Source organism: Stenotrophomonas nitritireducens, assembly GCF_050984405.1.
GTDB lineage: Bacteria > Pseudomonadota > Gammaproteobacteria > Xanthomonadales > Xanthomonadaceae > Stenotrophomonas > Stenotrophomonas nitritireducens_B.
Genome location: NZ_CP158790.1, coordinates 1,131,722 through 1,155,818, shown reverse-complemented (window position 1 = coordinate 1,155,818; position 24,097 = coordinate 1,131,722). Strand labels below are relative to the sequence as shown.

The following is a 24,097-nucleotide window of genomic DNA, read 5'->3' as shown; positions in this document are numbered from 1 at the left end:
CGCCTGGACCGCGGCGCCCGCACGGGCGGAGGGAATCTTATTCCTTTTGGTTCTATGCGGGCCGATGGACCGTTCAGGGGTGGTCCACCTGTCCGGCCCGGCGCGCGTGCTGGACGCGCTCGCGGTGCAGCAGGTACAGGCCGCTGGCGACGATGATCGCCGCGCCGATCCAGGTCATGCGGTCCGGTAGCACGCCCCACAGCAGCAGGTCCCAGCCGATCACCCAGACCAGGCCGGTGTATTCCAGCGGCGCGATCATCGACGCCTGGCCCAGCTGGAAGGCGCGGGTCAGCGCGATCTGCCCCAGCGCGCCGGCCAGGCCCATGCCGGCGATCACCCCGGCGTGCTTCCACTGCAGCGGCTGCCACTGCGGCCAGGCCAGCAGCCCGGCGCCGACCGCCATGATCAGCAGGAACCACACCACCATCGACTGCGGCGTATCGGTGCGGGTCAGCAGGCTCACCGTCACCGCGGCGATGGCATAGGCGGTGGCCGCCAGCAGCACCATCAGCCCCGGCAGCGAGATGAAACCGTCCACGCCGGGGCGCAGCACCACCAGCACGCCGACCAGGCCGACGCCGATCGCGACCCAGCGCCGCGGCCCGACCCGCTCGCCCAGCAGCGGCACCGACAGCGCCGCCACCAGCAGCGGCGCGACGAAGTAGATCGAATAGGCGGTGGACAGCGGCAGGCTGCGCAGCGCGTAGACGAAGCAGCCGATCATCACCATGCCCAGCGCGCCGCGCAGCAGGTGCAGGCCCCAGCGCACCGGCACCAGCGAACGCGGTCCGGCGGTGGCCAGCACCCACACCAGCACGAACGGCAGCGAGGCGGCGCCGCGCAGCATGGTCACCTGCAGGGTCGGGTAGCTGCCGGACAGCAGCTTCATGCCGGCATCCATCAACGAGAACAGGGCGACGGCGGACAGCATCCACGCCACGGCGGCGGCGGGAGAGCGCGGAACGGACGGGGGGGAAGCAGACATGGCCGGATTATCGCAGGCGCACGCCGCGTTGCCGCTATGCTCGCCCCATCTGCCGCCGGAGCCGGATGCATGCCTGCCACGTCCACCCCGCCTCGTTCCCTGGCCGCGCTGGCCCTGTCCCTGGCCTGCGCGACGGCCGCCGCGCAGGCACCTTCGGCCACCGACCTTGCGCGGCTGGACGGCTTCACCCTCGGACTGGAGGCGGCTGGACGCTTTTCCGGCGTGGTGCTGGTCGCGCACGACGGCAACGTCGTGTTCGAAAAGGCCTACGGCCTGCGCGACGAGAACGGCGAGGCGCCGCTGCGCGCCGACGACCGCCTGAACCTGGCCTCGGCCGGCAAGATGTTCACCAGCGTGGCGATCCTGCAGCAGGTCGCCGCCGGCCGCATCAGCCTGGACAGCCATGTCGGCGACGTGCTCAAGGATTACCCGCACCGCGGCTTCGCCGACACGGTGACGGTGCGGCAGCTGCTCACCCACACCGCCGGCGCCGGCGACGTGGACGAACTGTTCGGCGCCGCGCACGCGGCCGGGCGCGCGCGGCTGCGCAGCGCCGCCGACATCATCGCCCTGCACGGCGGGCGCGCGCCGGAATTCGCCCCCGGCACGCAGCAGAAGTACGGCAACTACGGCTACGTGGTGCTGGGGCGCATGGTCGAGGTGCTGTCCGGGCAGGATTTCGAGTCCTACATCCGCGCGCACGTGCTGGCGCCGGCCGGCATGACCCGCACCGGTTTCGTCGACTGCGACGATCCCGCGCCGGACTTGGCGGCCGGCTACGTCGAAGTCGATGGCAGGCGCGTACGCAACTGCGCCACGCTGCCGGCGCGCGGCTTCGCCGCCGGCGGCGAGGTGGCGCCGGCCGCCGACCTGCTGCGCTTCGTGCAGGCCCTGCGTGATGGCCGGCTGCTGCCCCTGCCGCTGTTCATGGAGGCGACCACGCCGCAGCGCGAATTCATGGGACTGGGCTTCTTCGCCACCGGTTACGGCCCGGACGTGCCCAAGCGCGACTTCCGCTGGGGCCATGGCGGCAACGCCGACGGCATCTGTACCGACGTGCGCACCTACCCGCACACGGGCGAAACCGTGATCGTGCTGTCCAACAAGGGCGCGCCGGCCTGCTTCGCGGTATCCAACCTGCTGCATGCGCAGTGGAAGGGCGCGCCCTGACGGCGGCGCCACGCGGCGATCGCCTAGAATGGCCGCTGTTTTTCCGCCAGGAGCTTCCCCATGCCTTCCTTCGACGTCGTGTCCGAAGTCGACAAGCACGAACTGACCAATGCCATCGACCAGGCCAACCGCGAGCTGTCCACGCGCTTCGATTTCAAGGGCGTGGACGCGAAGTTCGAGCAGGACGGCGAAAAGCTGATCAAGCTGGCCGCGCCCAGCGATTTCCAGCTCAAGCAGATGGCCGACATCCTCAAGCAGCGCCTGGCCGCGCGCGGCATCGACTTCCGCTGCATGGAGTTCGGCGACATCGAAACCAACCTGGGCGGCGCGCGCCAGCAGGTCACGGTCAAGCAGGGCATCGAGCAGAAGCTGGCCAAGCAGATCGCGGCGAAGATCAAGGAATCCAAGATCAAGGTCGACACCCAGATCAACGGCGACAAGCTGCGGGTGAACGGCAAGAAGCGCGACGACCTGCAGGAAGTGATCGCGCTGCTGAAGAAGACCGAGTTCGAGCAGCCGCTGCAGTTCGACAACTTCCGCGATTGAGCCTGCCGGCCCGCAACCGGCCGCATGTCACCGCAGGAGCGGCTTCAGCCGCGATGGGGCTTTCCCGGGAAGGCGCCATCGCGGCTGAAGCCGCTCCTGCAGCGTTTCTGGCCGCCGCCGCGGCCGGCATCCCCTAGAATGGCCGCCCCGCTTCCCAGCCCGCACGCCATGAACGACACCGCCCACGACCCGATCGCCGACACCCGCCGCTGGCTGGAGAAGGCCGTGATCGGGCTGAACCTGTGCCCGTTCGCCAAGGCGGTGTACGTCAAGGAGCAGGTGCGCTTCGTGCTCAGTGACGCCACCACGCCCGAGGCGCTGCTGGAGGAACTGGCCGAGGAGCTGCTGCTGCTGCGCGACACGCCGGCCGAGCAGGTCGACACCACGCTGATCGTGCACCCGCAGGTGCTCGCCGATTTCCTCGACTACAACGACTTCCTCGACAACGCCGACGCGGCGGTGGAGGCGCTGGACCTGCAGGGCATCCTGCAGGTGGCCAGTTTCCACCCGCAGTACCAGTTCGCCGGCGCCGCGCCGGACGACGTGAGCAACTACACCAACCGCGCGCCCTGGCCGACCCTGCACCTGCTGCGCGAGGACAGCGTGGAGCGCGCGGTGGCCGCGTTCCCGGACCCGGACGTGATCGTCGAGCGCAACATCGCCACGCTGGACAGGCTGGGCGTGGACGGCTGGAAACGGCTGCTGGCCGACGATTGACCTGGCATCACCGGCCCGTCCTGGGGCTGGCCGGCGCTGTTCATGCCCCCCGGGGATAACCAGCGGCCACGCCGCAGACCTGCGCACGGCACGCGCCCTGTTTTCCGCTGCCCGGCCGCCACCCACGCATGGCGGCACCCGGCAATCACCGGCGGGCACGGGCCGCCCGGCCCCATCACATCAGGCCAGGCCGGCCATGTGTTCCTGTGCGAGACGGCCGACAAAGGCGCGGCCGGGGTTGTCGCCGGCGATCCACTCCTGCGGCGGGAACAGCTCGAACAACCCCACCTTGAACAGCGTCGGCACCGCCAACCGCAGGGCCTGCTCCACCTCGCCGCGGGCGCCGGCGTTGTACAGCCCGATGTTGTGCAGCATCGCCGCGACCGTGCCGGTCTGTACGCGGGTGCCGTCCTTCAGCTGCACCGCGGGCAACACCTCGCCGTCGGCCACGATGCGGCGGTTGATGTCGACCAGTGTCTGGATATCGTCCACTACGCCCTGAGCCATGCGTCCTCCCTGTCGCGGGCCTCGCCCGCCGTTCTCAAGGAAGTAGGGCGCGCGCCCGTGGAGTTCAAGCCGGCAATGGCAGCCAGCGTGCCAAGGCGCGGCGCACGTCGTGCAGCGAACCGGCGATGGCATGGCCCAGCGCGCGCACGTCGGCGTCCGGCTCCAGCAGGTCTGGTACCTGGATCACGCTCATGCCGGCGGCCAGCGCGGCGCGCACGCCGGTGGGCGAATCCTCCAGCGCCAGGCAATGGCGCGGTTCGACGCCCAGCCTGGCCGCGGCCAGCAGGTAGATGTCCGGCGCAGGCTTGGCATGGGCGACGTCGCTGCTGGTCGCCACGTGTTCGAAATACGGCAGCAGGCCGGCGCTTTCGAGCTTGCGCAGCGCCAGCGGGCGCCGCGTCGAAGTCGCCACCGCGCGCGGCACGCCATGGGCGACCAGGGTGTCGAGCAGGTCGACGATGCCCGGCCGGTGCGGCACGCCGGCGGCGACCAGGCCGTCGTAGCGCGCATAGGAATCCTGCAGCAGGGCATCAACCGCGTCGGCACCGACCTGGGCGGCGATGCGCTGGCGGGTGAGCGCGTCGCTGGAACCGATCAGCGACAGCAGGAAGGCCTCGGGCAGGTCGTGCCCGGCCGCGGCGCCGGCCTGCGCCAGGCAGCCCAGCAGGGCGCGCTCGCTGTCCAGCATCAGCCCGTCCATGTCGAAGATCACCGCCTGCGGCCGCGCCGACAGTGCCGTCAGCAGGGTCATGGCGCGTCTCCGAACAGGGCCTGCAGGTCGGCGGCCGACAGTTGCCGCCACTGCCCTTCCGCCAGGTCGCCCAGCCCCAGCCCACCGATGCGGCTGCGGTGCAGGGCATCGACGTGGTTGCCCACGGCCGCGAACATGCGCCGCACCTGGTGGTAGCGGCCTTCGTGCAGGGTCAGCCGCGCGTGGCGGGGACCGAGCACGTCCAGTTCGGCCGGCAGCAGCGGCTTGTCCTCCGATTCCAGCAGCAGCGCGCCGCTGGCGAAGGTCGCCGCCTCGTCGCCGCGCAGGTCCTGCGCCAGCCGCGCTTCGTAGACCTTGTCCAGCTTCGACTTCGGCGACACGATCCGGTGCAGCAGCGCGCCGTCGTCGGTCATCAGCAGCAGGCCGCTGGTATCGCGGTCCAGCCGGCCCACCGTGGACAGCAGCGGCGAGCGTTCGCGGAAACGGGTGGGGAGCAGGTCGTAGACCAGCCGGCCCTGGTCCTTGGTCGAGCAGGTGTAACCGGCCGGCTTGTGCAGCATCAGGGTCAGGCCCGGCGGCGGGTCCAGCGGCTCGCCGTCGATGCGGATGGCGCCGTGCTCCACCTTGTCGTCGGCGTACAGCACCTCGCCGTCGGCGTCGGTGACGCGGCCCTCGCGGAACAGCCACTGCACCTGCTTGCGGCTGCCGTAGCCGAGGTTGGCGATGTGCTTGACCAGCTTCATGCGCGCCCCCCGCGGGTGCCGACGATGACCTTGAAGCCGTCGCGCTCGGCCGCCACGCGCACCTGCCCGAAACTGTCGTTGAGGATCTGCTCGTAGGGCAGGTGCCGGTTGGCGACCATGAACAGCCGCCCGCCCGGGCGCAGCGCCTGCGCGGCCACGGCGATGAAGCGCTGGCCGATGTCCGGCCGGTCCTCGCGCGCGGGGGTGTGGAACGGCGGGTTGGAGACGATGAAGTCGTAACGGCCGTCGATGCCGGCGGTGACGTCGTGCCAGCGGAAATCCAGCTGCGCGCGGCTGTCGGCCAGGTTGCGGCGGGCCAGCGCCAGCGCGCGCGACTCGGCCTCGTACAGGTCCAGCGCGGCGACCTTGGGGCAGCGCGCCAGCACTTCGGCCGACAGGTAGCCCCAGCCGGCACCCAGGTCGGCGCCGCGCCCGGCGAGGTCGGCCGGCAGCTGTTCGGCCAGCAGCGCCGAGGCCGGGTCGATGCGGTCCCAGGCGAACACGCCGGGGCGGCTGTGGAAGCGCCCGTCCACGATCGGCCGCGACGCGTCCAGCGCCGCCCAGCGCCGGCGCAGCGTTTCGTCGTGGCTGCCGGCGAGCGGTGCGGTCCAGAACACGCGGCAGTGGTTCTTGGTCAGCTTGCCGCCCAGCCCGGCCAGCAGCTGCAGGTCGCTTTCGCCCGAGCGCGCGCCCTCGTTGTTGGACTGGCAGGCCACCAGCACGCCGCCCGGCGCCACCCGCTCCAGCGCGCGCGCCAGCAGCGCGCGGGCCTCGTCGCGCTGGCGCGGCGGCAGCACCAGCACCAGCGGGTATTTTTCGGCGGAGGCTTCCAGCGCCGCCTCGTCGCGCACCTCCCAGCCGCCGCGCTCCAGCGCCTGCGCGAAGGGCTGGAAGCTCTGCACGCAGACCAGCTGCGCGGGCGCGGCCTGCTCGCGCAGCGGCCAGCCTTCGCGCGCGCGCAGGAACAGCACCGGCCCCTGCGGCCAGGGCAGGACGCCGGTGGCGAACGGGAGGAACAGGGTCTGCAGCGGGGCGTCTTGGGCGGCGGCCATCGCGGGTATCCAGCGGAACGTAGCCGGCCATTCTAGCGGCCCGTCCGGAACCGGGCCGGCGCGCGCGGCCGCGGGTTCAGCCGCCGGTGCAGGCCTCGCGTATCGCGCCGACCAGTTGCGCCACGCTGTAGGGCTTGGCGACATGTTTCTGGAAGCCGGCCGCGAGCGCGCGGCGGCGGTCGTCGCCGCGCGCCAGCGCGGTCACCGCGACGGCAGGCAGCTCGGCGGCGGATACGCCCATGGTCTCGCGCAGGGTGCGCACCAGCCCGTAGCCGTCCATGCCGGGCATGCCGATGTCGCTGACCAGCACGTCGAAGGCGGCATGGCCGCGCAGGTCGAGCAGTTCCAGCGCCTCGGCCGCGGACGCCGCCGCCACCACGGTGGCGCCCTGCTCCTCCAGCACGCGCCGGAGATAGGCCAGCACCTCCGGCTGGTCCTCCACCGCCAGGATGCGGGTGCCGGCCAGCGCGTGGGCGGCCACCACCTGCTCGCCCGCGGCGACCCGCTGCACCGTGCGCCGCGGGCGACCGGCGCTCTCCATGCGATATACCGGCAGGCGCACGCTGAAGGTCGCGCCCTGGCCGGCGCCGGCGCTGTGCGCGGAAACCGAGCCGCCGTGCAGCTCGGTCAGCTGCTGCACGATCGCCAGCCCCAGGCCCAGGCCGCCGTGGCGGCGGGTGGTGGTGGCATCGGCCTGGCTGAAGCGGCTGAACAGGTGGGCGAGGAATTCGGGCGCGATGCCGTCGCCGTTGTCGCGCACGTCCACCACGTAGTGCCCGTCTTCCTGGCGCAGCTCGACGTCGACCCGGCCTTCGACCGGTGTGAACTTGATCGCGTTGGCCAGCAGGTTCCACAGCACCTGCTGCAGCCGCGTCGCATCGCCCAGCACCGGACACGGCACCGGCGGCACGCTCACCACCACGGCCTGCGCCTTGCCCTGCGCCACCAGCTCCTGCAGGCGCACCGCCTCGCGCACCTGCTCGGCCAGGTCCAGCACCTCCACCTCCAGCTGCACCTTGCCCAGCAGCATGCTGCTCAGGTCCAGCATGTCCGACATCAGGCGCTTCTGCGCCATCGCGCTGCTGGCGATCACCTCCATGCCGCGGCGCATGGGGTGCTCGGCCTCCATGCGCTGCAGCAGCAGCTCGCTCCAGCCCAGGATGGTGGTGAGCGGCGTGCGCAGTTCGTGCGACAGGGTGGCGAGGAATTCGTCCTTCACCCGCGCCATGCCTTCGGCGGTGTTGCGGGCGGCGCGTTCTGCCTCCAGCAGTTCCTCGCGCGCCATCTCGATTTCGCGGCGCTCGGTGATGTCCGGGCTGTTGCCTGCCAGGCCGATGAAGCGGCCATCGGCGGAGAAACGCGGCGCGGCCTTCATCTCCAGCCACCGCCATTGCCCGTCGTGGCGGCGCAGGCGGGCGCTCAGGTGCAGGTCGCGCTCGTTGGACAGCGCCTCGGCCAGCGCGTATTCGAAGACCTTCAGGTCTTCCGGATGCAGCAGCCCTTCCCACCAGCGCGGCCCGAACGCATGGTCGCCGCCCAGCCCGAAGAAGCTGCCGAAGGCGTTGTTGACGAAACGCACGTGGCCCAGGTCGTCCAGCACCCAGACCGGCATCGGCAGGCCGTCGGCCAGCGCGCTGAAGCGCGCCTCGCTCTCGGCCAGGTCGGTTTCGACCTGCTTGCGCCGCGAGATGTCGAAGAACAGCACCGCCACCCGCCGCGCCACGGCCGGCCCCAGCCGCACCGCCTCCACCGAATACCAGCGCCCGAGCTGCGGCAGGTAGCGCTCGAACTGCACCGGAATGCCCTCGCCGACCACCCGCCCGAACACCCGGAACCAGTACTCGTCCAGCCCTGGCAGCACCTCGGTGGCGCGCCGCCCGACCACGTCGGCCAGGCCGGTGATGCGCTCGAACGCGGCGTTGACCTTGCAATGGAGGAAATCCACCGCGCGGGCCTCGTCGAACAGCACCTCGATCACGCAGAAGCCGGTGCCGACGGCCTCGAACACCTCCTGGTACAGCGGGGAGCTCTCCAGGCTTCCGGCCACCGGGGAAACCGGGGGCAGAACGAACGGTTCCAGTTCGGGCGGATGCATGGTCAAGGCGGCGGAAGTCCGTGCGGCGCTGCGACAACGGGGGGAAAGTCTGGGCATGCGGCTATCGACGGTACGTGATGATGAACCGTCCGCAACCCGGCTCCAACCGTCCGGCGCCCGGCGATTGCCCGGCCCACGGATCGGCCCCACACTGCAGGGGACACCCCAACACCGGAGGTTGCGATGAAAACCACGACCCTCGCCGGAGTGGTGCTGGCCGGCCTGATCGCCGCCGGCAGCGCCCAGGCCGGCCCCCGTACCGTCACCGACCCGCAGGCGCCGCGCGCGCTGGCCAGCGAAGGCCCCGTGCAGGTGCAGTGGAACGACCCGTCCGGATTCGCCGAGCTGCGCCAGAGCCACAACCGCTGGGAAGCCGAGCGCGGCGACTGGGTGGTGAAGCTGGCCGAGCACCTGCGCAAGCAGGCGTCCAGCCAGCTGCCCGATGGCCAGCAGCTGGCGGTGACCATCACCGACATCAAGCGCGCCGGCGATTACGAGCCCTGGCACGGCATGCGCATGGACGATGTGCGTTTCATGCGCGACATCTACCCGCCGCGCATCAGCCTGCAGTTCACCCTGACCGACGCGCAGGGCCAGGTGATCGACCAGGGCGAGCGCAAGCTGGTGGACAACGCCTACCTGTACGGCAACACCCGCCTGTCGGACACCGATCCGCTGCGCTACGAGAAGCGCCTGCTCGACGACTGGCTGCGCCGCGAGCTGCGCACCGACCGCGTCACCGCCGGGCTGTAACGCCGCGGCGCCGATGCAGGGAAGGACAGGGAAAGGGCCGCGAACGCGGCCCTTTCTTATTGCGACAGATAGACGCGCGGGGTGCGCTTGAGGCTGCAGGGCAGCCGGTAGGCGCTGGTATTGCAGCGCGGCGCCAGTTCGGAAATGGTCGGCGCGGTACCCCACAGCTGCACGATGCTGCCCAGCCCGGCCTGCGGGTGGTCGGTGAGGTCGACGGTGAGCATGTCCATCGACACGCGCCCGATCAGCTGGCCCGGCACGCCGTCGATCTGCACCGGGGTGCCGTTGGGCGCGAACTGCGGGTAGCCGTCGGCATAGCCCATCGCCACCACGCCCACGCGGGTGGGCCGCTGCGCGACGAAGCGCGCGCCATAGCCCAGCGGCTCGCCGATGCCGATCTCGCGCACCGCGATCACCCGCGACTCCAGCGTCATCACCGGACGCAGCCGGGCCGCGTGCGCGCTCGGCTGCGGGTACAGCGGGTCGGCGCCGTACAGCATCAGGCCCGGGCGCACCCAGTCGCTGCGCACCTGCGGCCAGCCCAGCAGCGCCGGCGAGTTGCACAGGCTGGTTTCGCCGGACAGGCCGTCGATGGCGCGGCCGAAGGTTTCCAGCTGCTCCAGCGTGCGCGGGCTGTCCAGTTCGTCGGCGCGCGCCATGTGGCTCATCAGCACCATCGGCGCGACGTGCGGCAGCGCCGACAGCCGCGCATGCGCGGCGCGGAATTCCTCCACCGACAGGCCCAGCCGGTGCATGCCGCTGTCCAGCTTCAGCCAGACCTGCAGCGTGGCGTCGGTGCGGAACGCGGCCACCGCCTCGACCTGCCACGGCGAGGCCACCGCGGTCCACAGGCCGTGCTCGACGATCAGCGGCAGCTCGGCCGCGTCGAAGAAGCCTTCCAGCAGCAGCACCGGCGTGGTGATGCCGGCCTGCCGGAGCTCCAGCGCTTCCTCGATGCAGGCCACGCCGAAGCCGTCGGCCTCGGCCTCCAGCGCGCGCGCGCAGGCGACCGCGCCGTGGCCGTAGGCATCGGCCTTGATCACCGCCAGTGCCTTGCCGCCACCCAACTCGCGCGCCAGCCGGTAATTGCCGCGCAGCGCCTCCAGGTCGATCAGGGCCTGTGCCGGGCGCATCAGGCCGCTCCCTGGCCGCCGTAGCGGAAGATGTCCAGGCCTTCGGTGCTGATCTGCGGCGTCCTGCCGTCCATCAGGTCGGCCAGGTAACGGCCGGAGCCGGCGGCCATGGTCCAGCCGAGGGTGCCGTGGCCGGTATTGAGGAACAGGTTGCGGTACGGCGTGGCGCCGATGACCGGGGTGCCGTCCGGCGTGGCCGGGCGCAGGCCGGTCCAGAACTCGGCGCGCGACAGGTCGCCGCCGTGCGGATAGAGGTCGTTGACCACTTTTTCCAGGGTGGCGCGGCGGCGCGGGTCCAGCGACAGGTCGAACCCGGCCACCTCGGCCATGCCGCCGACGCGGATGCGGTCCTCGAAGCGGGTCACCGCCACCTTGTAGCTCTCGTCCAGGATGGTCGAGGTCGGCGCCATCGCCGCGTCGGTGATCGGCAGGGTCAGCGAATAGCCCTTGAGCGGGTACACCGGCAGGCGCATGCCCAGCGGCGCCAGCAGCTGCGGCGAATAGCTGCCCAGCGCAACCACGTACTGGTCGGCGGTCTCCAGCCGCCCGCCGATGCGCACGCCGGTGATGCGGTCGCCGTCGCGCTCCAGCCCGGCCACGTCCTGGTCGAAGCGGAACTCGACGCCGGCCGCGGCGGCCAGCGCGGCCAGCCGGCGGGTGAACAGCTGGCAGTCGCCGGTCTGGTCCTCGGGCAGGCGCAGCGCGCCGACCAGGGTGTCGGCCTTGCCGGCCAGGGCCGGTTCCACGCGCACGATGCCCTGGCGGTCCAGCACCTCGTAGGGCACGCCGTACTGGCGCAGCACCTCGATGTCCTGGGCGGCGGCGTCCAGCTGCTGCTGGGTGCGGAACAACTGGGTGGTGCCCAGCTGGCGGCCTTCGTAGTCGATGCCGGTGGCCGCGCGCAGCTCGTCGATGCAGTCGCGGCTGTAATCGGACATGCGCACCATGCGCGCCTTGTTGATCGCGTAGCGGCCCGCGGTGCAGTTGCGCAGCATCTGCCACAGCCAGCGGTACTGGGCGATGTCGGCGGTGGGGCGGATCGCCAGCGGCGCGTGTTCCTGGAACAGCCACTTGATCGCCTTCAGCGGCACGCCAGGGGCGGCCCACGGCGAGGTGTAGCCGAAGGAGAGCTGGCCGGCGTTGGCGAAGCTGGTTTCCAGCGCCGGGCCGGGCTGCCGGTCCACCACCGTCACCTCGTGACCCGCCTGTCGCAGGTACCAGGCACTAGTCGTGCCGATCACACCACTGCCGAGTATCAGAACCCGCATCGTTCTCTCCTGGGAGCCTGCCCCTGCCCGGCGCGGAGGCGGCGGGGATGACACGGCAGGCCCTTTACCCTGTCAATTCCCTGCCTGGAATCGGGCAGGGGCCATGAACGGCGCAGTATATTCAGCGGTTCCCAGTGATTTTTCCCGTATTGATGGATAAAACAGGGTAATTTCCCGTTTCCTTCACGCAAAACAGAGCGCCATGGCCACCCGCAGCCGCGAACTGGACAAGATCGACCGCCGCATCCTGCGCATCCTGCAGGCCGAGGGCCGCATATCCTTCACCGAACTGGGCGAGCGCGTGGGCCTGTCCACCACGCCCTGCACCGAACGCGTGCGCCGGCTCGAACGCGAGGGCGTGATCACCGGCTACTACGCGCGGCTGGACCCGCAGTACGTGAAGGCCGGGCTGCTGGTGTTCGTGGAAATCAGCCTGGCCTACAAATCCGGCGACATCTTCGAGGAGTTCCGCCGCGCCGCGCTCAAGCTGCCCAACGTGCTGGAATGCCACCTGGTCTCGGGCGATTTCGACTACCTGCTCAAGGCCCGCATCAACGAGATGGCCTCCTACCGCAAGCTGCTCGGCAGCACCCTGCTCAGCCTGCCGCACGTACGCGAATCCAAGAGCTACATCGTGATGGAGGAAGTGAAGGAGACGCTCAGCCTGCCGATCGCCGAGTAGCGCCGCGGGTTGCCCAAAGGATGCCGCTTCGCGGGCTCCCAGGACGCAGGACGCCTGCTGCGCCGCGGGCGCGCCACCGGCCATGCCGCCGCTCCGTATGCCGGCAGTGCCGGCATGACCGGCCGGAAAAGCTCAGGTCCCGTCGCCGTCCTTCTTCACCACGCGCACGCCGTCGCCGCTGGGCACGGTGTCGTGGTAACGGCCGGTGCGCGTATCCATCACCCGGCCCGGGCCAGTCGGGCGCATGCCGTTGAGACGCTGGCCCTTGCTGTCGTATACCGGCGCGGCCCTGGCCGGCTGCGGCTTCGCCGCGGGTTTGGGGGCCGGGGCGTCGCCCAGCGCCGGGCGCTCCAGCCGCTCGCGCAGGCGCGCGTTGTCGGCGGCCTGGCCCGACGCGTCAGTGGCCGGCTTCGAGGGCGGCGGCAGGCTCACCGGCCGGGTCGCGGTGGGCGCCGGCGGCGGCTTGAGCTGGGCCAGCGCCGGTGCGGCCGCCACGAGTCCCAGCAACAACAGTGCGATCCTTTTCATCACAAGCTCCCCCATGACCATGTACGCCAAGCATGCACCCAACCGGCTGCAGGCGCGGTAAACGCGGCGGCTGGAGCCCCGTCGCGCCCGGGCCTACCATGGGCGCCCATCCCCCACGGAGGCGCCCCATGACCGCTTTCGACCTGACCCCGCCCGATGCCGCCCAGCGCGACGCCCTGGTTGCCGGCCTGGGCGACGACGAGCGCCGCGTCCTGCTGCACCACGGCACCGAAGCGCCGTTCTGCGGCGTGTTCCTGGACAACAAGCGCGAAGGCACCTACTGCTGCCGGCTGTGCGGCCTGCCGCTGTTCCGCTCCAGCACCAAGTTCGACTCGGGCACCGGCTGGCCCAGCTTCTTCGCCCCGTTCGACCCGGCGCACATCGGCCGCGTCCGCGACAGCAGCCACGGGATGGTGCGCACGGAAATCACCTGCGCCCGCTGCGGCAGCCACCTGGGCCACGTGTTCCCCGACGGCCCGCCGCCGACCTTCGAAAGACATTGCCTGAACTCGGTTTCGCTGTCCTTCGTCGACCGCGGCGCGGCCTGGCCGGACCCGCTGCGGCGCGGCGGCGCCGAATCCGCGGCCTCCGACTGAGTTCACATTTCGCCGCTTCAGTTTCGCCCGGGCCGGCCGACAACGGGTTATCCCCCTCCGTGCCCGTGCCCCATGCTCATCATCGTCGGTCTGCTTGTCGTCATCCTCAGCGTGCTCGGCGGCTATATCGGCGCGCACGGAAAACTCGGCGCCCTGTGGCAGCCCTACGAGCTGGTGATCATCGGCGGCGCGGCGCTGGGCGCCTTCCTGGTCGGCACCCCGGCCAAGACGGTGAAAAAGACCCTGCAGGCCGTGGTCGGCGTGTTCAAGGGCCCGCGCTACAAACAGCAGGACTACCTGGACGTGCTCAGCCTGCTGTACGAACTGCTCAACAAGGCGCGCCGCGAGGGCTTCATGTCGCTCGAGGAGCACGTGGAGAACGCCGCCGAAAGCCCGATCTTCGCCAATTACCCGAAGATCCAGGCCGACCATCACCTGATCGACTTCATCACCGACTGCCTGCGGCTGATGATCGGCTCCAACATCGAGCCGCACGAACTGGAACCGCTGCTCGAACTGGAGCTGGAAAAGCACCACCACGAGGCGATGGAGCCGGCGCACGTGCTGACCAAGGTGGCCGACGGCCTGCCCGGTTTCGGCATCGTCGCGGCGGTGCTGGGCATCGTGGTGACCATGGGCTCGATCGGCGGCGACATCAAGGAAGTCGGCGCGCACGTGGCCGGCGCGCTGGTGGGTACCTTCCTCGGCATCCTGCTCGGCTACGGCTTCATCGGCCCGCTCGCGGCCGCGGTGGAAGCCCGCGCCGAACAGGACTCGCGCATCTACGAATCGGTCAAGACCGCCCTGCTGGCCTGCCTGCGCGGCTACAACCCGAAGATCGCCCTGGAGTTCGCGCGCAAGACCGTGCCGTCGGCGCTGCGCCCGGGTTTCAGCGAATTCGAGCAGCACCTGAAGTCGGTCAAGTAAGCCATGGCCAGCAACGATGCCAAGCCCACGGTGATCGTGCGGCGGGTGAAGAAGGTCCAGGGCGGCGGCCACCACGGCGGTTCGTGGAAGGTGGCCTACGCCGACTTCGTCACCGCGATGATGGCCTTCTTCCTGGTGATGTGGCTGCTGGCCGCCACCAGCAAGCCCGAGCGCGCGGCCATTTCCGAGTATTTCCGCAACCCGAGCCCGCTCAGCGGCACCAGCGCCACCCCGGCGCCGGGCATGGCCGGTCCCGGTGGCGCCAGCACCTCGATGATCAAGCTCGGCGGCGCCACCGACATCTCCCGCGGCAACAGTGACGACCCGTTCCAGAACCAGCGCGAGGCCGTGCCCACGCCGGTGGACGAACGCGAGCGCGAGAAGAAGCAGCTGGAGGCGCTGAAGCAGGAGCTGGAGGAAGCCATCAGCAAGAGCCAGGCGCTGGAGCCGTTCAAGGACCAGCTGCTGCTGGACATCACCCCGGAAGGGCTGCGCATCCAGATCGTGGACAAGCAGAACCGGCCGATGTTCGACATGGGCAGCGCCAAGCTGATGCCGTACACGCGCGAGATCCTGCGCGAGCTGTCGCGCTTCATCAACCAGGTGCCCAACCACATCAGCATCAGCGGCCATACCGACATCACCGCCTATTCCACGCAGCTGGGCTACAGCAACTGGGAGCTGAGCGCGGACCGCGCCAACGCGGCGCGCCGCGCCCTGCTGGAAGGCGGCATGGGCGAGGACAAGGTGGCGCGGGTGATCGGGCTGTCGTCCTCGGTGCTGTTCGACAAGACCGACCCGCAGAACCCGATCAACCGCCGCATCAGCATCGTGGTGATGACCAAGGACGCCGAGGCCGCCGCGCTGTCGGCCACCGCCGCGCTGCCGATGCCGGCCGCCGCGCCGCCCGCCCCCGCCGCGGCGGACGAGGAGGCCGGCGCCACGCCGGGCGTCGGCGCCCGCTGAGCCGCGGGTTCGGCAACGACCGGAACGGCCGCCTACAATGGCGGCCGTTTCCTTTTGCCGAACGATCATGTCCAAGCAGTCCAAAGCCAAGCGCGACCAGCGCAAGAAGCAGCAGCCCCGCCGCCCGTTCCTGCGCCTGGACGCGCAGCAGCAGGTCCAGAACCACGCCGTGCTGGTGAACGAGGAAGGCCAGGTGGTCGCCGCCATCGGCCTGCAGGGCCGGCAGTGGCTGCTGTCCATCGGCGGCCAGACCATGGGCAACGCCGACAACCCGGTGCCGATGCTGGCCATGCTCAAGCACCTGGCCAACGTGCAGGAGAAGGAAGGCCGCAAGGTCGCGCTGGAGTACTCGGAGCAGCTGCAGCAGCTGATCGACGCCACCGCCGCGACCGAAGGCAAGAGCGCCGACGACTACCTGGCCGGCCTGGTCGCCGAGTTCGAGGGCGTCGAAGGCGAGGAAGCCGCGACCGTGACCGACGGCGACGATGCCGCCGATGAAACCGGCGCCACCGAAGCGGCGACCGACACCGACGCCGGCGACAAGCCGCAGGCCTGAACGGCGGCGGCGCGGTGACGGTCTATATCGACGATGCGGTACACCCCTGGCGGGGCGAGCGCTGGGCGCATCTGCTGGCCGACACCCTGCCCGAGCTGCATGCCATGGCGCAGCAGCTCGGGATTCCGCGGCGGGCGTTCCAGAACCGGCCCAGCGGCGCGCACTACGACGTGCCGGCGCCGCTGCGCGAAACCGCCATCGCGCTGGGCGCGCGCGCCATCTCGCGCCACACCGACCGCGAGCTGGTGCGGCGTGTCATCGCCAACGCCCGCGCGCAATATCAGCCGTAGGTGGGGGGCCTGCCGCGCACGCTTCCCGTGGCATCTGCCCCGTCCGCAAAACGCCTGCGGGGCAAGCCCCGCAGCCACGCGGGCACGGCGGGATTCAGAACGGATCGCTGCCCGGCCGCACTTCCACGCCCAGCAGTGAGCACAGCGCCAGCATCGCCTCGTCGTCGCGGCTGAGCGCGATCCAGCCGGCGTAGCCGTCGCCGCCGGTGTTCCAGTTCCACAGCGAGTAGCCGTGCTCGCGCAGGCGGTCGTGCGCGGTCGCCATCAGCGCCGGCACGTCGATGTCCTGCGCGAAATCCTCGTCGTCCAGGTCGCCGCCCCAGTCGATGCGCAGGTTCCAGCGCGCGGCCAGCTCGTCGAGCGCGGCCACGAACGAATCGACGTCCTTCCAGTCCACGTAGAAGCCGGCGCGCCAGTCGATGGCGTCCTTCAGATCCCACAGCCACTGCTCGTCGCCGGATTCGTCCTCCGCGCCGGCGCGCGCCTCGCGCCAGGCGTCGAACTGCTGCAGCGCCGTCTCCTCGTCGCCGGGATTGATCAGCCACAGCAGGTTCCACACCCGCGCCGGATGATCGTCCTCGTCGAAGGTCGGCAGCAGTTCGTCGGAATCCTCGTAGTCGGCACTGTTGTCGGGCATGGCGGCTCTCCACTGCGTGATGGCGCGCATTCTGCCGCCGCGCGCGCGGCAGCGGAAGCCGCAGCGGTTATCCTTGTGCCCTGAAGAGGGCCACGGTGGCCTTCAGCGAACAGTGACATGAGCGATACCCCTCCCGATCGCCTGGCGGTCAACCCCACCAGCCCGTTCCACGACCCGGCCGTGCTCGAGCGCGGCGTCGGCATCCGCTTCAACGGCGTCGAGCGCGATGACGTGGAGGAATATTCGGTCAGCGAAGGCTGGATCCGCGTCCAGGCCGGCAAGGCCCGCGACCGTCGCGGCAACCCGATGACGCTGAAGATCAAGGGCGCGGTCGAGGCGTATTTCCTCAATCTGAAGTAGTTGGAGCGAGGAGTGAGTGAAGGGGAGTGAGGAGTGAAAAAAAGCAGGCGGAGCTCCGCTCCGCCACCTTTCCCGTGGGAGCCGGTTTTACCGGCGATTGCTCTACGATCGGACCACACAACGGCAATCGCCGGTAAAACCGGCTCCTACAAAAGCAGCAGCCAGGCTTTTGCTTTTGCTTTTGCTTTTTCTCACTCCTCACTCCCCTTCACTCACCCCTGCCTCTAATCCCGCTGCCGGCTCTCCAGCAGATCCAGGTTGCGGATCAGCTTGCGCGCGACCTCGTCGGGTATCTGCCCGTGCCGGGTCAAGCGGAACAGTTCCTCGCGCTCGGCGGTGAGCCCGGCCGAGCGCAGGCTGCGGTAGGCCTGCTCCATGCGCCGCACCTTCTCCGGGTCTTCGTCCGGGCCCTGCCCCTTTTCCAGATTGCGCTGGTACAGCAGGCTGACCCGCGCCGCGGCGTCGTTGTAGAGCTGCACGTTGGTGGTGGTCTGGCCTTCCACCAGCTGCTGGCGCGTCTTCTCCACCGCCGCCAGCGCGGCCTTGGACGACAGCTTGCGGGCCAGGTCCTCCACGCGCCGGCTGTCGTCGTCGCGCGGCAGTTCCAGGCCGCGCAGCAGCCGCGGCAGCAGCAGGCTGGCGCCGACCAGCGACACCAGGATCACCGACGCGGCCAGGAAGATCACCAGGTCGCGCGCCGGGAACGGCTCGCCGCCAGGCACCATCAGCGGCAGGGTCAGCACGCCGGCCAGGGTGATGGCGCCGCGCACCCCGGCCACCGACATCGCCAGCACCACGCGCCATGAAGTCGAGTTCACGCGCTCCTCGCCGCGCCAGCGCGCGCGCAGCAGGTTCCAGCGCAGCGACAGCCACACCCATGCCAGGCGCAGCACCACCAGCGCCGCATTGATCGCCAGCACGTAGACCGCCAGCCACCACCACTCGCGGTGCCCGGTGACCGCGATGGTGTCCACCGCGCGCTGCACGATGCCCGGCAGCTGTTCGCCGAGCAGCACGAACATGATGCCGTTGAAGCTGAACTGCACCGTGTTCCACACCGCGGTGCGCTGCACGCGCATGCTGCCGCTGATGCGGCCGGTCAGCTCCACGTAGCTCATGGTGATGCCGGCGGCGACCGCGGCGAGGATGCCCGAGGCATTGAATTCCTCGGCCAGCAGGTAGGCGGCGAAGGGAATCAGCAGGTTGACCAGCATCGCCGCGCCCGGCTCCTCGCCGAAGCTGCGCCACAGCCAGCGCTGGAAGGTGGACACGCCCAGGGTCACCGCCACGCCGATGCCCAGGCCGGCGAAGGCCACCCACAGGAAAGTCAGCGAGGCCTGCGCCAGCGAGAAGCTGCCGGTCATCACCGCCGCCACCGCGAAGCGGAAGCAGACCAGGCCGGAGGCGTCGTTGAGCAGCGACTCGCCTTCCAGGATGTGCATCAGCCGCTTGGGGATCGGCACGCGCGAGGCGATGGCGCCCACTGCCACCGGGTCGGTGGGCGAGATGATCGCCGCCAGCGCGAACGCCACGGCCAGCGGCATGGCCGGGATCAGCCAGTGGATCAGCAGACCGGCGCCGACCACGGTGAACACCACCAGGCCGAAGGCCAGCTCCAGGATCGCGCCCTTGTCGCGGAACAGGCCCTGCTTGGGAATGCGCCAGCCGTCCAGGAACAGCAGCGGCGGCAGGAACAGCAGGAAGAACATGTCCGGCTCGAGCGCGTGGCCGCGCTTGAACACCCCGGAAATCAACGCGCCCAGGCCGATCTGCACCAGCGGCAACGGCAGGGAGAAGGGAAGGATCCTTACCAGGTAGCCGCTGGCGACCACCGCCACCAGCATCGCCAGAACGACTTCGATCGTGTGCATGCCTCTCCACGAAGTCACCACCATGGCGGCGACGGTTGGACCACGCGGAAAAATTACCACAGCCCCGCGCCGCCGCCGATGACGGCGGCGGATGTTCCGGCACGAGTCCGGACGATCAGGCCGCGCCGTCGAAGCGGTAGATGTCCATCGCCAGGAAGCCCATGTCGATGCCGGCATCGATGCGGCGCGCGCCGAGCCGGTCGGAACCGGCCGCGCCCATCGCGAAGTGCAGCGGCAGCAGGTGCTCGTCGGTGGGATGCGCCTGCTCGGCGAACGGCGCCTGGCGGCGGTAGTCCAGCAGCGCCGGCACGTCGTCGGCCAGCAGTTTCCGTTCCACCCACTCGATGAAGGGGCGCACGTACGGCGCTTCCCCACCCTGCGCGTAGCTGCGCCAGTCGTGCAGGTTGTGGGTGATGCTGCCGGAGCCGACCAGCAGCACGCCTTCGTCGCGCAGCGGTGCCAGCGCGCGGCCCATCGCCCACTGGTGCGCCGGCCCCAGCGACGGCTGGATCGACAGCTGCAGCACCGGCACGTCGGCCTGCGGATAGAGGAAGCGCAGCGGCACCCACGCGCCATGGTCGAGCCCGCGCCGCGGGTCGATCGATGGCGACAGGCCGGCGGCGGCCAGCCGCGCGGCCACGTCCTGCGCCAGTTCCGGCGCGCCCGGGGCCGGGTACTGCAGCTGGTACAGCGCCTCGGGGAAACCGCCGAAGTCGTGGATGGTCTCCGGCCGCGCCGCGGCCGACACCATCGGCGCGCGGCCGAGCCAGTGCGCCGAGGCCATCACGATGGCGCGCGGGCGCGGCAGCGCCGCGGCCAGCTCGGCCAGGCGCGGCCCCACCGCGCCCGGCTCCAGCGCGGTCATCGGCGAACCATGGGAGATGTACAGGGACGGCAGGGAGGACATGGCGGCTTCCAGACGGCAGGAGCGATGCCGCTCAGGTTATTGCCGATGGCCGGGGCAACAAATAACCTCGTCCTCAACGTTTTATTGCCGAAGCGGAAACAATGGACACCATCGATGCCATGCGGGTGTTCGTCGCGGTGGTCGAGCGCAACGGCTTCAGCGCCGCGGCCGGCGCGCTGGACCTGTCCACCGCCGCCGTCACCCGGCAGATCGCCGCGCTGGAAAAACGCCTGTCCGCGCGCCTGCTCAACCGCACCACGCGGCGGGTCAGCCCGACCAGCATCGGCGCGGCCTACTACCAGCGCTGCGTGCAGCTGCTGGCCGAGTTCGACGCGCTGGAGGCCTCGGTCGGCGCGCAGGCGCTGCAGCCTTCGGGCCGGCTGCGGATCAACGCGCCGGTCAGCTACGGCATCGCCCGGCTGGCGCCGCTGCTGCCCGGCTATGCCGAACGCCACCCCGACGTGGAGCTGGACCTGTCGCTGGCCGACCGGCAGGTGGACATGGTCGAGGAAGGCTTCGACCTGGCCATCCGCATCACCCGCCAGCCGTCACCGTCGCTGATCGCCCGCCGCCTGGCCGAGGCGGCGATCGTGCTGTGCGCGGCGCCGGCCTATCTGGCACGCCACGGCACGCCGGCGCGGCCGGACGACCTGGCGCAGCACGCCTGCCTGGCCTACAGCTACTGGGCCGGCGGCGACAGCTGGCAGCTGCAGGGGCCGCAGGGCGAAGCGAGCGTACCGGTCAGGGCGCGCATGCGCGCCAACAACGGCGAGGTCCTGCGCGAGGCGGCCATCGCCGGCATGGGCATCATCGCCCAGCCCGATTTCATCGTCGGCCAGGCGCTGGCCGACGGCCGGCTGGTGCCGGTGCTGCCGGACTGGCGGCTGCCGCCGGTCGGCATCCACGCGGTCTACGCCAGCCGCAGCCATCTGGCGCCGAAAGTGCGCAGTTTCATCGACTACCTTGTCGAGCAGCTCGGCGCGGACGCCGCCGCCCCGCCCTCAGCCTGAGTCGCGCGCCATCGCCAGCAGCGCCAGCAGTTCGCGCAGCGGCATCGGCCGGCCCAGCAGGTAGCCCTGCACCTGGTCGCAGCCATGCGCGACCAGCCAGTCGAGCTGGCCTTCGGTTTCCACGCCCTCGGCGATCACCACCAGTCCCATGCTGTGCCCCAGCGACAGCAGCGCGCGGCAGATGGCGGCGTTGCGCGGGTTTCGTTCGACGTCGGCGACGAAGGCGCGGTCGATCTTCAGCGAATCCAGCGCCAGGTGCTGCAGGTAGGACATGCTGGAGAAGCCGGTGCCGAAGTCGTCCAGCGCCACCGCGATGCCGCTGGTGCTCAGGCTCTCCAGCACCTGCATCGCCTGCGCCGGGTTGCGCATCAGGCTGCTCTCGGTCAGCTCCATCTGCAGCGCGCCGGAGGGCAGCCCGAAGGCATCGGCGGCGCCGGCGAACTCGCCGACCAGGTCGCTGTTGAACAACTGCACCGCCGATACGTTGACCGCGACCGGCAGGTCATCCCAGCCGGCGTCGGCCAGCGCCCGCGCGGCGCGCGCGGCGGCGCGGATCACCCAGCGGCCCAGCGCGATGATCTGGCCGGTGTCCTCGCACAGCTGGATGAAATCCGAGGGCGGGATGAAGCTGCCGTCGGGCTGCGGCCAGCGCAGCAGCGCCTCCAGCACGGCCGGCGAGCCGTCGGCGGCGTGGCGGATCGGCTGGAAGTACAGCTCGAACTCGTCGCGCTCGATGGCCAGGTGGATGCGCCCGGCCAGCTGCAGCCGGTCGGCGTGGCGCTGCGCCAGCGCATGGTCGAAACGCAGCACGACCACGCCGTTCTCGCGCGCGGCGTGGGCCGCCTGCGCGGCGCGGCCCAGCACCAGGTCGGCCTGTTCGCCATCGCCCGGGCAGACCGCCATGCCGATGCGCGGCTCCAGCTGGTGGAAGGAATCGCGCCCGCGCACCGGCTCGGATACCGCCCCGCGCAGCGCCTCCAGCGCCTGCTGGGGGTCGTGCCCGCCGGCGACGGCCAGCACGAAGTCCTCCGCCGGCTGGTAGGCCAGCAGGCCATACCGCATGCCCAGCGTGGCGAGCCGGGCCACCATCGCCTGCAGCACTTCGTCGCCGGCCTCGCGGCCCAGCGTGTCGGCCACCATCTGCAGGCCGCGCAGCTGCGCGTGGATGATGGTGTAGCCGGCCGCGCCGGCGTCCAGCCGCTCGGCCAGCGCCTCGATCGTCAACAGGCCGGTGCCCGGGTGGTGGCTGGCGCGCCAGGCCAGGTCGCGCTCGTAGGCCAGCCGCTGGCTGACGTCCTCGGCCAGCACGAGGCAGGCCGGGCGTCCGTCGAACTCCAGCCGCGCCAGATGCCCCAGCACCTCGAACAGGCTGCCGTCGCGGCGCCGGTGCATGCGCACCTGCGGCGCCGGCGTCCTGCCCTCCCGCGATTCCTCCAGCGTGCGCTGGATCTCCTCCCAGCCCTCGCGCGGGCGGATGTCGAGGATGGTCATGGCCAGGAATTCCTCGCGGCTGTAGCCGTACTGGTCGATCGCGGCCTGGTTCACTTCCAGGAACTGCAGCGTGGCCAGGTCGAAGATCCAGAACGGCGCCGGATTGCGGTCGAAGACGAGGCGGAACTGGTGTTCGGCGCGCTGCACGCGCGCCTCGTTGCGCACCCGTTCGGTGATGTCGGTCACCGCGCCGGTCATGCGCGGCTGCGGTCCCGGCCCCTGCACGCGCTCGCCGCGCGCCGACAGCCAGCGCACGGTACCGTCGTGCAGCACCAGGCGGAACAGCGCGTTCAGCGCGCGCCCGGCGTCGGTCGCCTGCTGCACCTGCTGGCGCAGCCACGGCCGATCCTCCTCGTGCACGTGCGCGTAGAACTCCTCCAGGCGCGCCTGCCGCGCCGGCAGCGCGAACATGCGCCGGGTCAGCGCCGACCAGCGCACGGTCTCGCCCTTCCGGTCGATCGACCAGGTGCCCACCTTGCCGACCTGGTGGGCCAGCGCCAGTTCGGCCGCGCCGGTGCGCAGTTCCTCGGCCAGCCGCGCCTGGCGCAACGCGCTGCGGCGCATGCTGCCGAACAGGTAGGCGAACCCGCACAGGTACAGCAGGTAGATGCCGGCGGCGACGTAGAAATAGGTACGCCACGGCGCCATGACCTCGTCGTAGGACAGGCCGGCGAACAGGATCAGCGGATAGTCGCGCGGCGCGCTCACCGCCACCACGCGGCGCACGCCGTCCATCGGGCTGACCATTACCCCCAGCGCCTGGACCGTGTCCGCCGGCGGCGGCGGCACCAGCATGCGCGCAGGAACGCCACCTACCGATTCCGGCTCCAGATTGCGGCCCAACATGAGCCGGTCCCGGTTGCTGATCGACACCACCCCAAGCCGCCCCGTATCCAGGCCGCTGACCACGCGCTGGAACACCGCCAGGCGTACGCGCGCCAGCAACCACTGGCCCGGCTGCATCGGCACCGCGACCATCAGCATCCTGCTGCCATCAGGCGTGACGTCCAGCCCGCCAAGATACAGTTCGCCGGCCATCACCCGGTTCTGCGGCAGCGCCCAACGCGGCAGCGTCGGATCACCGCGTCCCTCGGACACGGCCTGCCCCGCATCGTCCACCAGGGTTATCGAGGCCAGGTCGGTATTGCGTTCGAGCGTGCCGCGGATGCTGGCCGCCAGCAGCGCAGGCGCCCGTTCCGGCACCTGCCGGTAGTATTCGCGCCCGTCGCGGGCCACGCCGCGCAGCGCACGCTCCATCGTGCCCAGTTCGGCGCGCAGCAGGCGGTCGCTGCCGGTCGCCAGCGCCATGCTCTGCCGCTGCGCGGCCTGCAGGCGGCTGTCGCGGTCGTTCCACAGCATGATCACCAGCGTCGCCGCCAGCAGCAGCGCGATCACGATCCCGAACGCGGCGACCTGGCGCAGCGGGTGGGTCATGTCCCGGTGCACCGGCATCCTCCCAGCGTCAGCGATCGGTCTGCATGCATGGTCTCGTTTCGTCGTTTGTCGCTGCCACCGGAAACCACGGGCCACGGCCGCAGCGCGCCATCCGCGCAGCCGCCAGCAGCATGCGGCCCGTCCCCCCGGAGCCGCCATCG

The 24,097-nt window shown here is 70.8% G+C and carries 25 protein-coding genes; 12 read left to right on the top strand and 13 right to left on the bottom strand.

Annotated features, from left to right (window positions below; genetic code table 11):
* Positions 1-73: 73 nt before the first annotated feature.
* A complete protein-coding gene (locus ABTV91_RS04825; RefSeq protein ID WP_433853485.1) occupies positions 74-985 on the bottom strand; it encodes a DMT family transporter in 912 nt (303 codons plus the stop codon).
* A 69-nt stretch (positions 986-1,054) separates the two neighbouring features.
* Between ABTV91_RS04825 and ABTV91_RS04820 the strand changes: the two genes are divergently transcribed.
* From ABTV91_RS04820 to ABTV91_RS04810, 3 genes are all read left to right on the top strand, one after another.
* On the top strand, positions 1,055-2,155 hold the full coding sequence (locus ABTV91_RS04820; RefSeq protein ID WP_433853484.1) for a serine hydrolase domain-containing protein: 1,101 nt from the start codon (positions 1,055-1,057) through the stop codon (positions 2,153-2,155).
* 60 nt (positions 2,156-2,215) lie between these two features.
* The gene (locus ABTV91_RS04815) at positions 2,216-2,701 is read left to right on the top strand and encodes a YajQ family cyclic di-GMP-binding protein (RefSeq protein WP_433853483.1); all 486 of its coding nucleotides are present in this window, start codon (positions 2,216-2,218) and stop codon (positions 2,699-2,701) included.
* Positions 2,702-2,869: 168 nt separating this feature from the next.
* Positions 2,870-3,418: a DUF1415 domain-containing protein gene (locus tag ABTV91_RS04810; protein WP_433853482.1), complete on the top strand. Its 549-nt coding sequence runs from the start codon at positions 2,870-2,872 to the stop codon at positions 3,416-3,418.
* A gap of 180 nt (positions 3,419-3,598) precedes the next feature.
* Here the strand turns inward: ABTV91_RS04810 and ABTV91_RS04805 are convergent, their stop codons facing one another.
* From ABTV91_RS04805 to ABTV91_RS04785, 5 genes are all read right to left on the bottom strand, one after another.
* Positions 3,599-3,925, bottom strand: a complete 327-nt coding sequence (locus tag ABTV91_RS04805; RefSeq protein WP_433853481.1) for a DUF7709 family protein — start codon at positions 3,923-3,925, stop codon at positions 3,599-3,601.
* 64 nt (positions 3,926-3,989) lie between these two features.
* Complete coding sequence (locus tag ABTV91_RS04800; protein ID WP_433853480.1) at positions 3,990-4,676, bottom strand: HAD family hydrolase; 687 nt, start codon at positions 4,674-4,676, stop codon at positions 3,990-3,992.
* On the bottom strand, positions 4,673-5,380 hold the full coding sequence (locus ABTV91_RS04795) for a pseudouridine synthase (protein ID WP_433853479.1): 708 nt from the start codon (positions 5,378-5,380) through the stop codon (positions 4,673-4,675). The genes ABTV91_RS04800 and ABTV91_RS04795 overlap by 4 nt, the downstream gene beginning before the upstream one ends.
* Positions 5,377-6,432 (bottom strand): class I SAM-dependent methyltransferase, encoded by a 1,056-nt coding sequence (locus ABTV91_RS04790; RefSeq protein WP_433853478.1) that lies wholly within the window; start codon positions 6,430-6,432, stop codon positions 5,377-5,379. The genes ABTV91_RS04795 and ABTV91_RS04790 overlap by 4 nt, the downstream gene beginning before the upstream one ends.
* A 76-nt stretch (positions 6,433-6,508) precedes the next feature.
* Entirely contained in the window at positions 6,509-8,527 is a 2,019-nt protein-coding gene (locus ABTV91_RS04785; protein ID WP_433854120.1) for a PAS domain-containing hybrid sensor histidine kinase/response regulator, read from the bottom strand.
* A gap of 183 nt (positions 8,528-8,710) precedes the next feature.
* Between ABTV91_RS04785 and ABTV91_RS04780 the strand changes: the two genes are divergently transcribed.
* Positions 8,711-9,280 carry a DUF3016 domain-containing protein gene (locus ABTV91_RS04780; RefSeq protein ID WP_433853477.1) on the top strand — a complete coding sequence of 190 codons (570 nt, stop codon included), beginning with the start codon at positions 8,711-8,713 and terminating at the stop codon, positions 9,278-9,280.
* Between the two features lie 56 nt (positions 9,281-9,336).
* Here the strand turns inward: ABTV91_RS04780 and alr are convergent, their stop codons facing one another.
* Both alr and ABTV91_RS04770 read right to left on the bottom strand, forming a co-directional pair.
* Positions 9,337-10,413 carry an alanine racemase gene (alr, locus tag ABTV91_RS04775; protein WP_433853476.1) on the bottom strand — a complete coding sequence of 359 codons (1,077 nt, stop codon included), beginning with the start codon at positions 10,411-10,413 and terminating at the stop codon, positions 9,337-9,339.
* Positions 10,413-11,681: a D-amino acid dehydrogenase gene (locus ABTV91_RS04770; protein ID WP_433853475.1), complete on the bottom strand. Its 1,269-nt coding sequence runs from the start codon at positions 11,679-11,681 to the stop codon at positions 10,413-10,415. The genes alr and ABTV91_RS04770 overlap by 1 nt, the downstream gene beginning before the upstream one ends.
* Before the next feature lie 202 nt (positions 11,682-11,883).
* On the opposite strand from ABTV91_RS04770, the gene ABTV91_RS04765 reads away from it, so the two are divergent.
* Positions 11,884-12,363: a winged helix-turn-helix transcriptional regulator gene (locus ABTV91_RS04765; protein WP_433853474.1), complete on the top strand. Its 480-nt coding sequence runs from the start codon at positions 11,884-11,886 to the stop codon at positions 12,361-12,363.
* 132 nt (positions 12,364-12,495) lie between these two features.
* On the opposite strand, the gene ABTV91_RS04760 is transcribed toward ABTV91_RS04765, so the two are convergent.
* The gene (locus ABTV91_RS04760) at positions 12,496-12,891 is read right to left on the bottom strand and encodes a classical arabinogalactan protein 4 (RefSeq protein WP_433853473.1); all 396 of its coding nucleotides are present in this window, start codon (positions 12,889-12,891) and stop codon (positions 12,496-12,498) included.
* A gap of 128 nt (positions 12,892-13,019) precedes the next feature.
* On the opposite strand from ABTV91_RS04760, the gene msrB reads away from it, so the two are divergent.
* From msrB to ABTV91_RS04735, 5 genes are all read left to right on the top strand, one after another.
* Positions 13,020-13,487 (top strand): peptide-methionine (R)-S-oxide reductase MsrB, encoded by a 468-nt coding sequence (msrB, locus tag ABTV91_RS04755; protein ID WP_433853472.1) that lies wholly within the window; start codon positions 13,020-13,022, stop codon positions 13,485-13,487.
* A 72-nt stretch (positions 13,488-13,559) separates the two neighbouring features.
* Complete coding sequence (motA, locus tag ABTV91_RS04750) at positions 13,560-14,414, top strand: flagellar motor stator protein MotA (protein ID WP_433853471.1); 855 nt, start codon at positions 13,560-13,562, stop codon at positions 14,412-14,414.
* Between the two features lie 3 nt (positions 14,415-14,417).
* A complete protein-coding gene (gene motB / locus ABTV91_RS04745; RefSeq protein ID WP_433853470.1) occupies positions 14,418-15,380 on the top strand; it encodes a flagellar motor protein MotB in 963 nt (320 codons plus the stop codon).
* Between the two features lie 67 nt (positions 15,381-15,447).
* Positions 15,448-15,936, top strand: a complete 489-nt coding sequence (locus ABTV91_RS04740) for a hypothetical protein (RefSeq protein ID WP_433853469.1) — start codon at positions 15,448-15,450, stop codon at positions 15,934-15,936.
* Between the two features lie 14 nt (positions 15,937-15,950).
* Positions 15,951-16,226 carry a DUF4031 domain-containing protein gene (locus tag ABTV91_RS04735; RefSeq protein WP_433853468.1) on the top strand — a complete coding sequence of 92 codons (276 nt, stop codon included), beginning with the start codon at positions 15,951-15,953 and terminating at the stop codon, positions 16,224-16,226.
* Between the two features lie 94 nt (positions 16,227-16,320).
* Here the strand turns inward: ABTV91_RS04735 and ABTV91_RS04730 are convergent, their stop codons facing one another.
* Entirely contained in the window at positions 16,321-16,863 is a 543-nt protein-coding gene (locus tag ABTV91_RS04730) for a DUF6630 family protein (protein WP_433853467.1), read from the bottom strand.
* A gap of 117 nt (positions 16,864-16,980) precedes the next feature.
* On the opposite strand from ABTV91_RS04730, the gene ABTV91_RS04725 reads away from it, so the two are divergent.
* Positions 16,981-17,223 carry a DUF3297 family protein gene (locus ABTV91_RS04725; RefSeq protein ID WP_433853466.1) on the top strand — a complete coding sequence of 81 codons (243 nt, stop codon included), beginning with the start codon at positions 16,981-16,983 and terminating at the stop codon, positions 17,221-17,223.
* Between the two features lie 224 nt (positions 17,224-17,447).
* On the opposite strand, the gene ABTV91_RS04720 is transcribed toward ABTV91_RS04725, so the two are convergent.
* Positions 17,448-19,094 carry a Na+/H+ antiporter gene (locus ABTV91_RS04720; RefSeq protein WP_433853465.1) on the bottom strand — a complete coding sequence of 549 codons (1,647 nt, stop codon included), beginning with the start codon at positions 19,092-19,094 and terminating at the stop codon, positions 17,448-17,450.
* Positions 19,095-19,209: 115 nt separating this feature from the next.
* Complete coding sequence (locus ABTV91_RS04715) at positions 19,210-20,001, bottom strand: DODA-type extradiol aromatic ring-opening family dioxygenase (protein WP_433853464.1); 792 nt, start codon at positions 19,999-20,001, stop codon at positions 19,210-19,212.
* A 101-nt stretch (positions 20,002-20,102) separates the two neighbouring features.
* Here ABTV91_RS04715 and ABTV91_RS04710 point away from each other — a divergent pair, with 101 nt between their 5' ends.
* Complete coding sequence (locus ABTV91_RS04710) at positions 20,103-21,011, top strand: LysR family transcriptional regulator (RefSeq protein ID WP_433853463.1); 909 nt, start codon at positions 20,103-20,105, stop codon at positions 21,009-21,011.
* Here the strand turns inward: ABTV91_RS04710 and ABTV91_RS04705 are convergent.
* Complete coding sequence (locus ABTV91_RS04705; RefSeq protein ID WP_433853462.1) at positions 21,003-23,936, bottom strand: bifunctional diguanylate cyclase/phosphodiesterase; 2,934 nt, start codon at positions 23,934-23,936, stop codon at positions 21,003-21,005. The genes ABTV91_RS04710 and ABTV91_RS04705 overlap by 9 nt on opposite strands.
* Between the last annotated feature and the right edge of the window lie 161 nt (positions 23,937-24,097).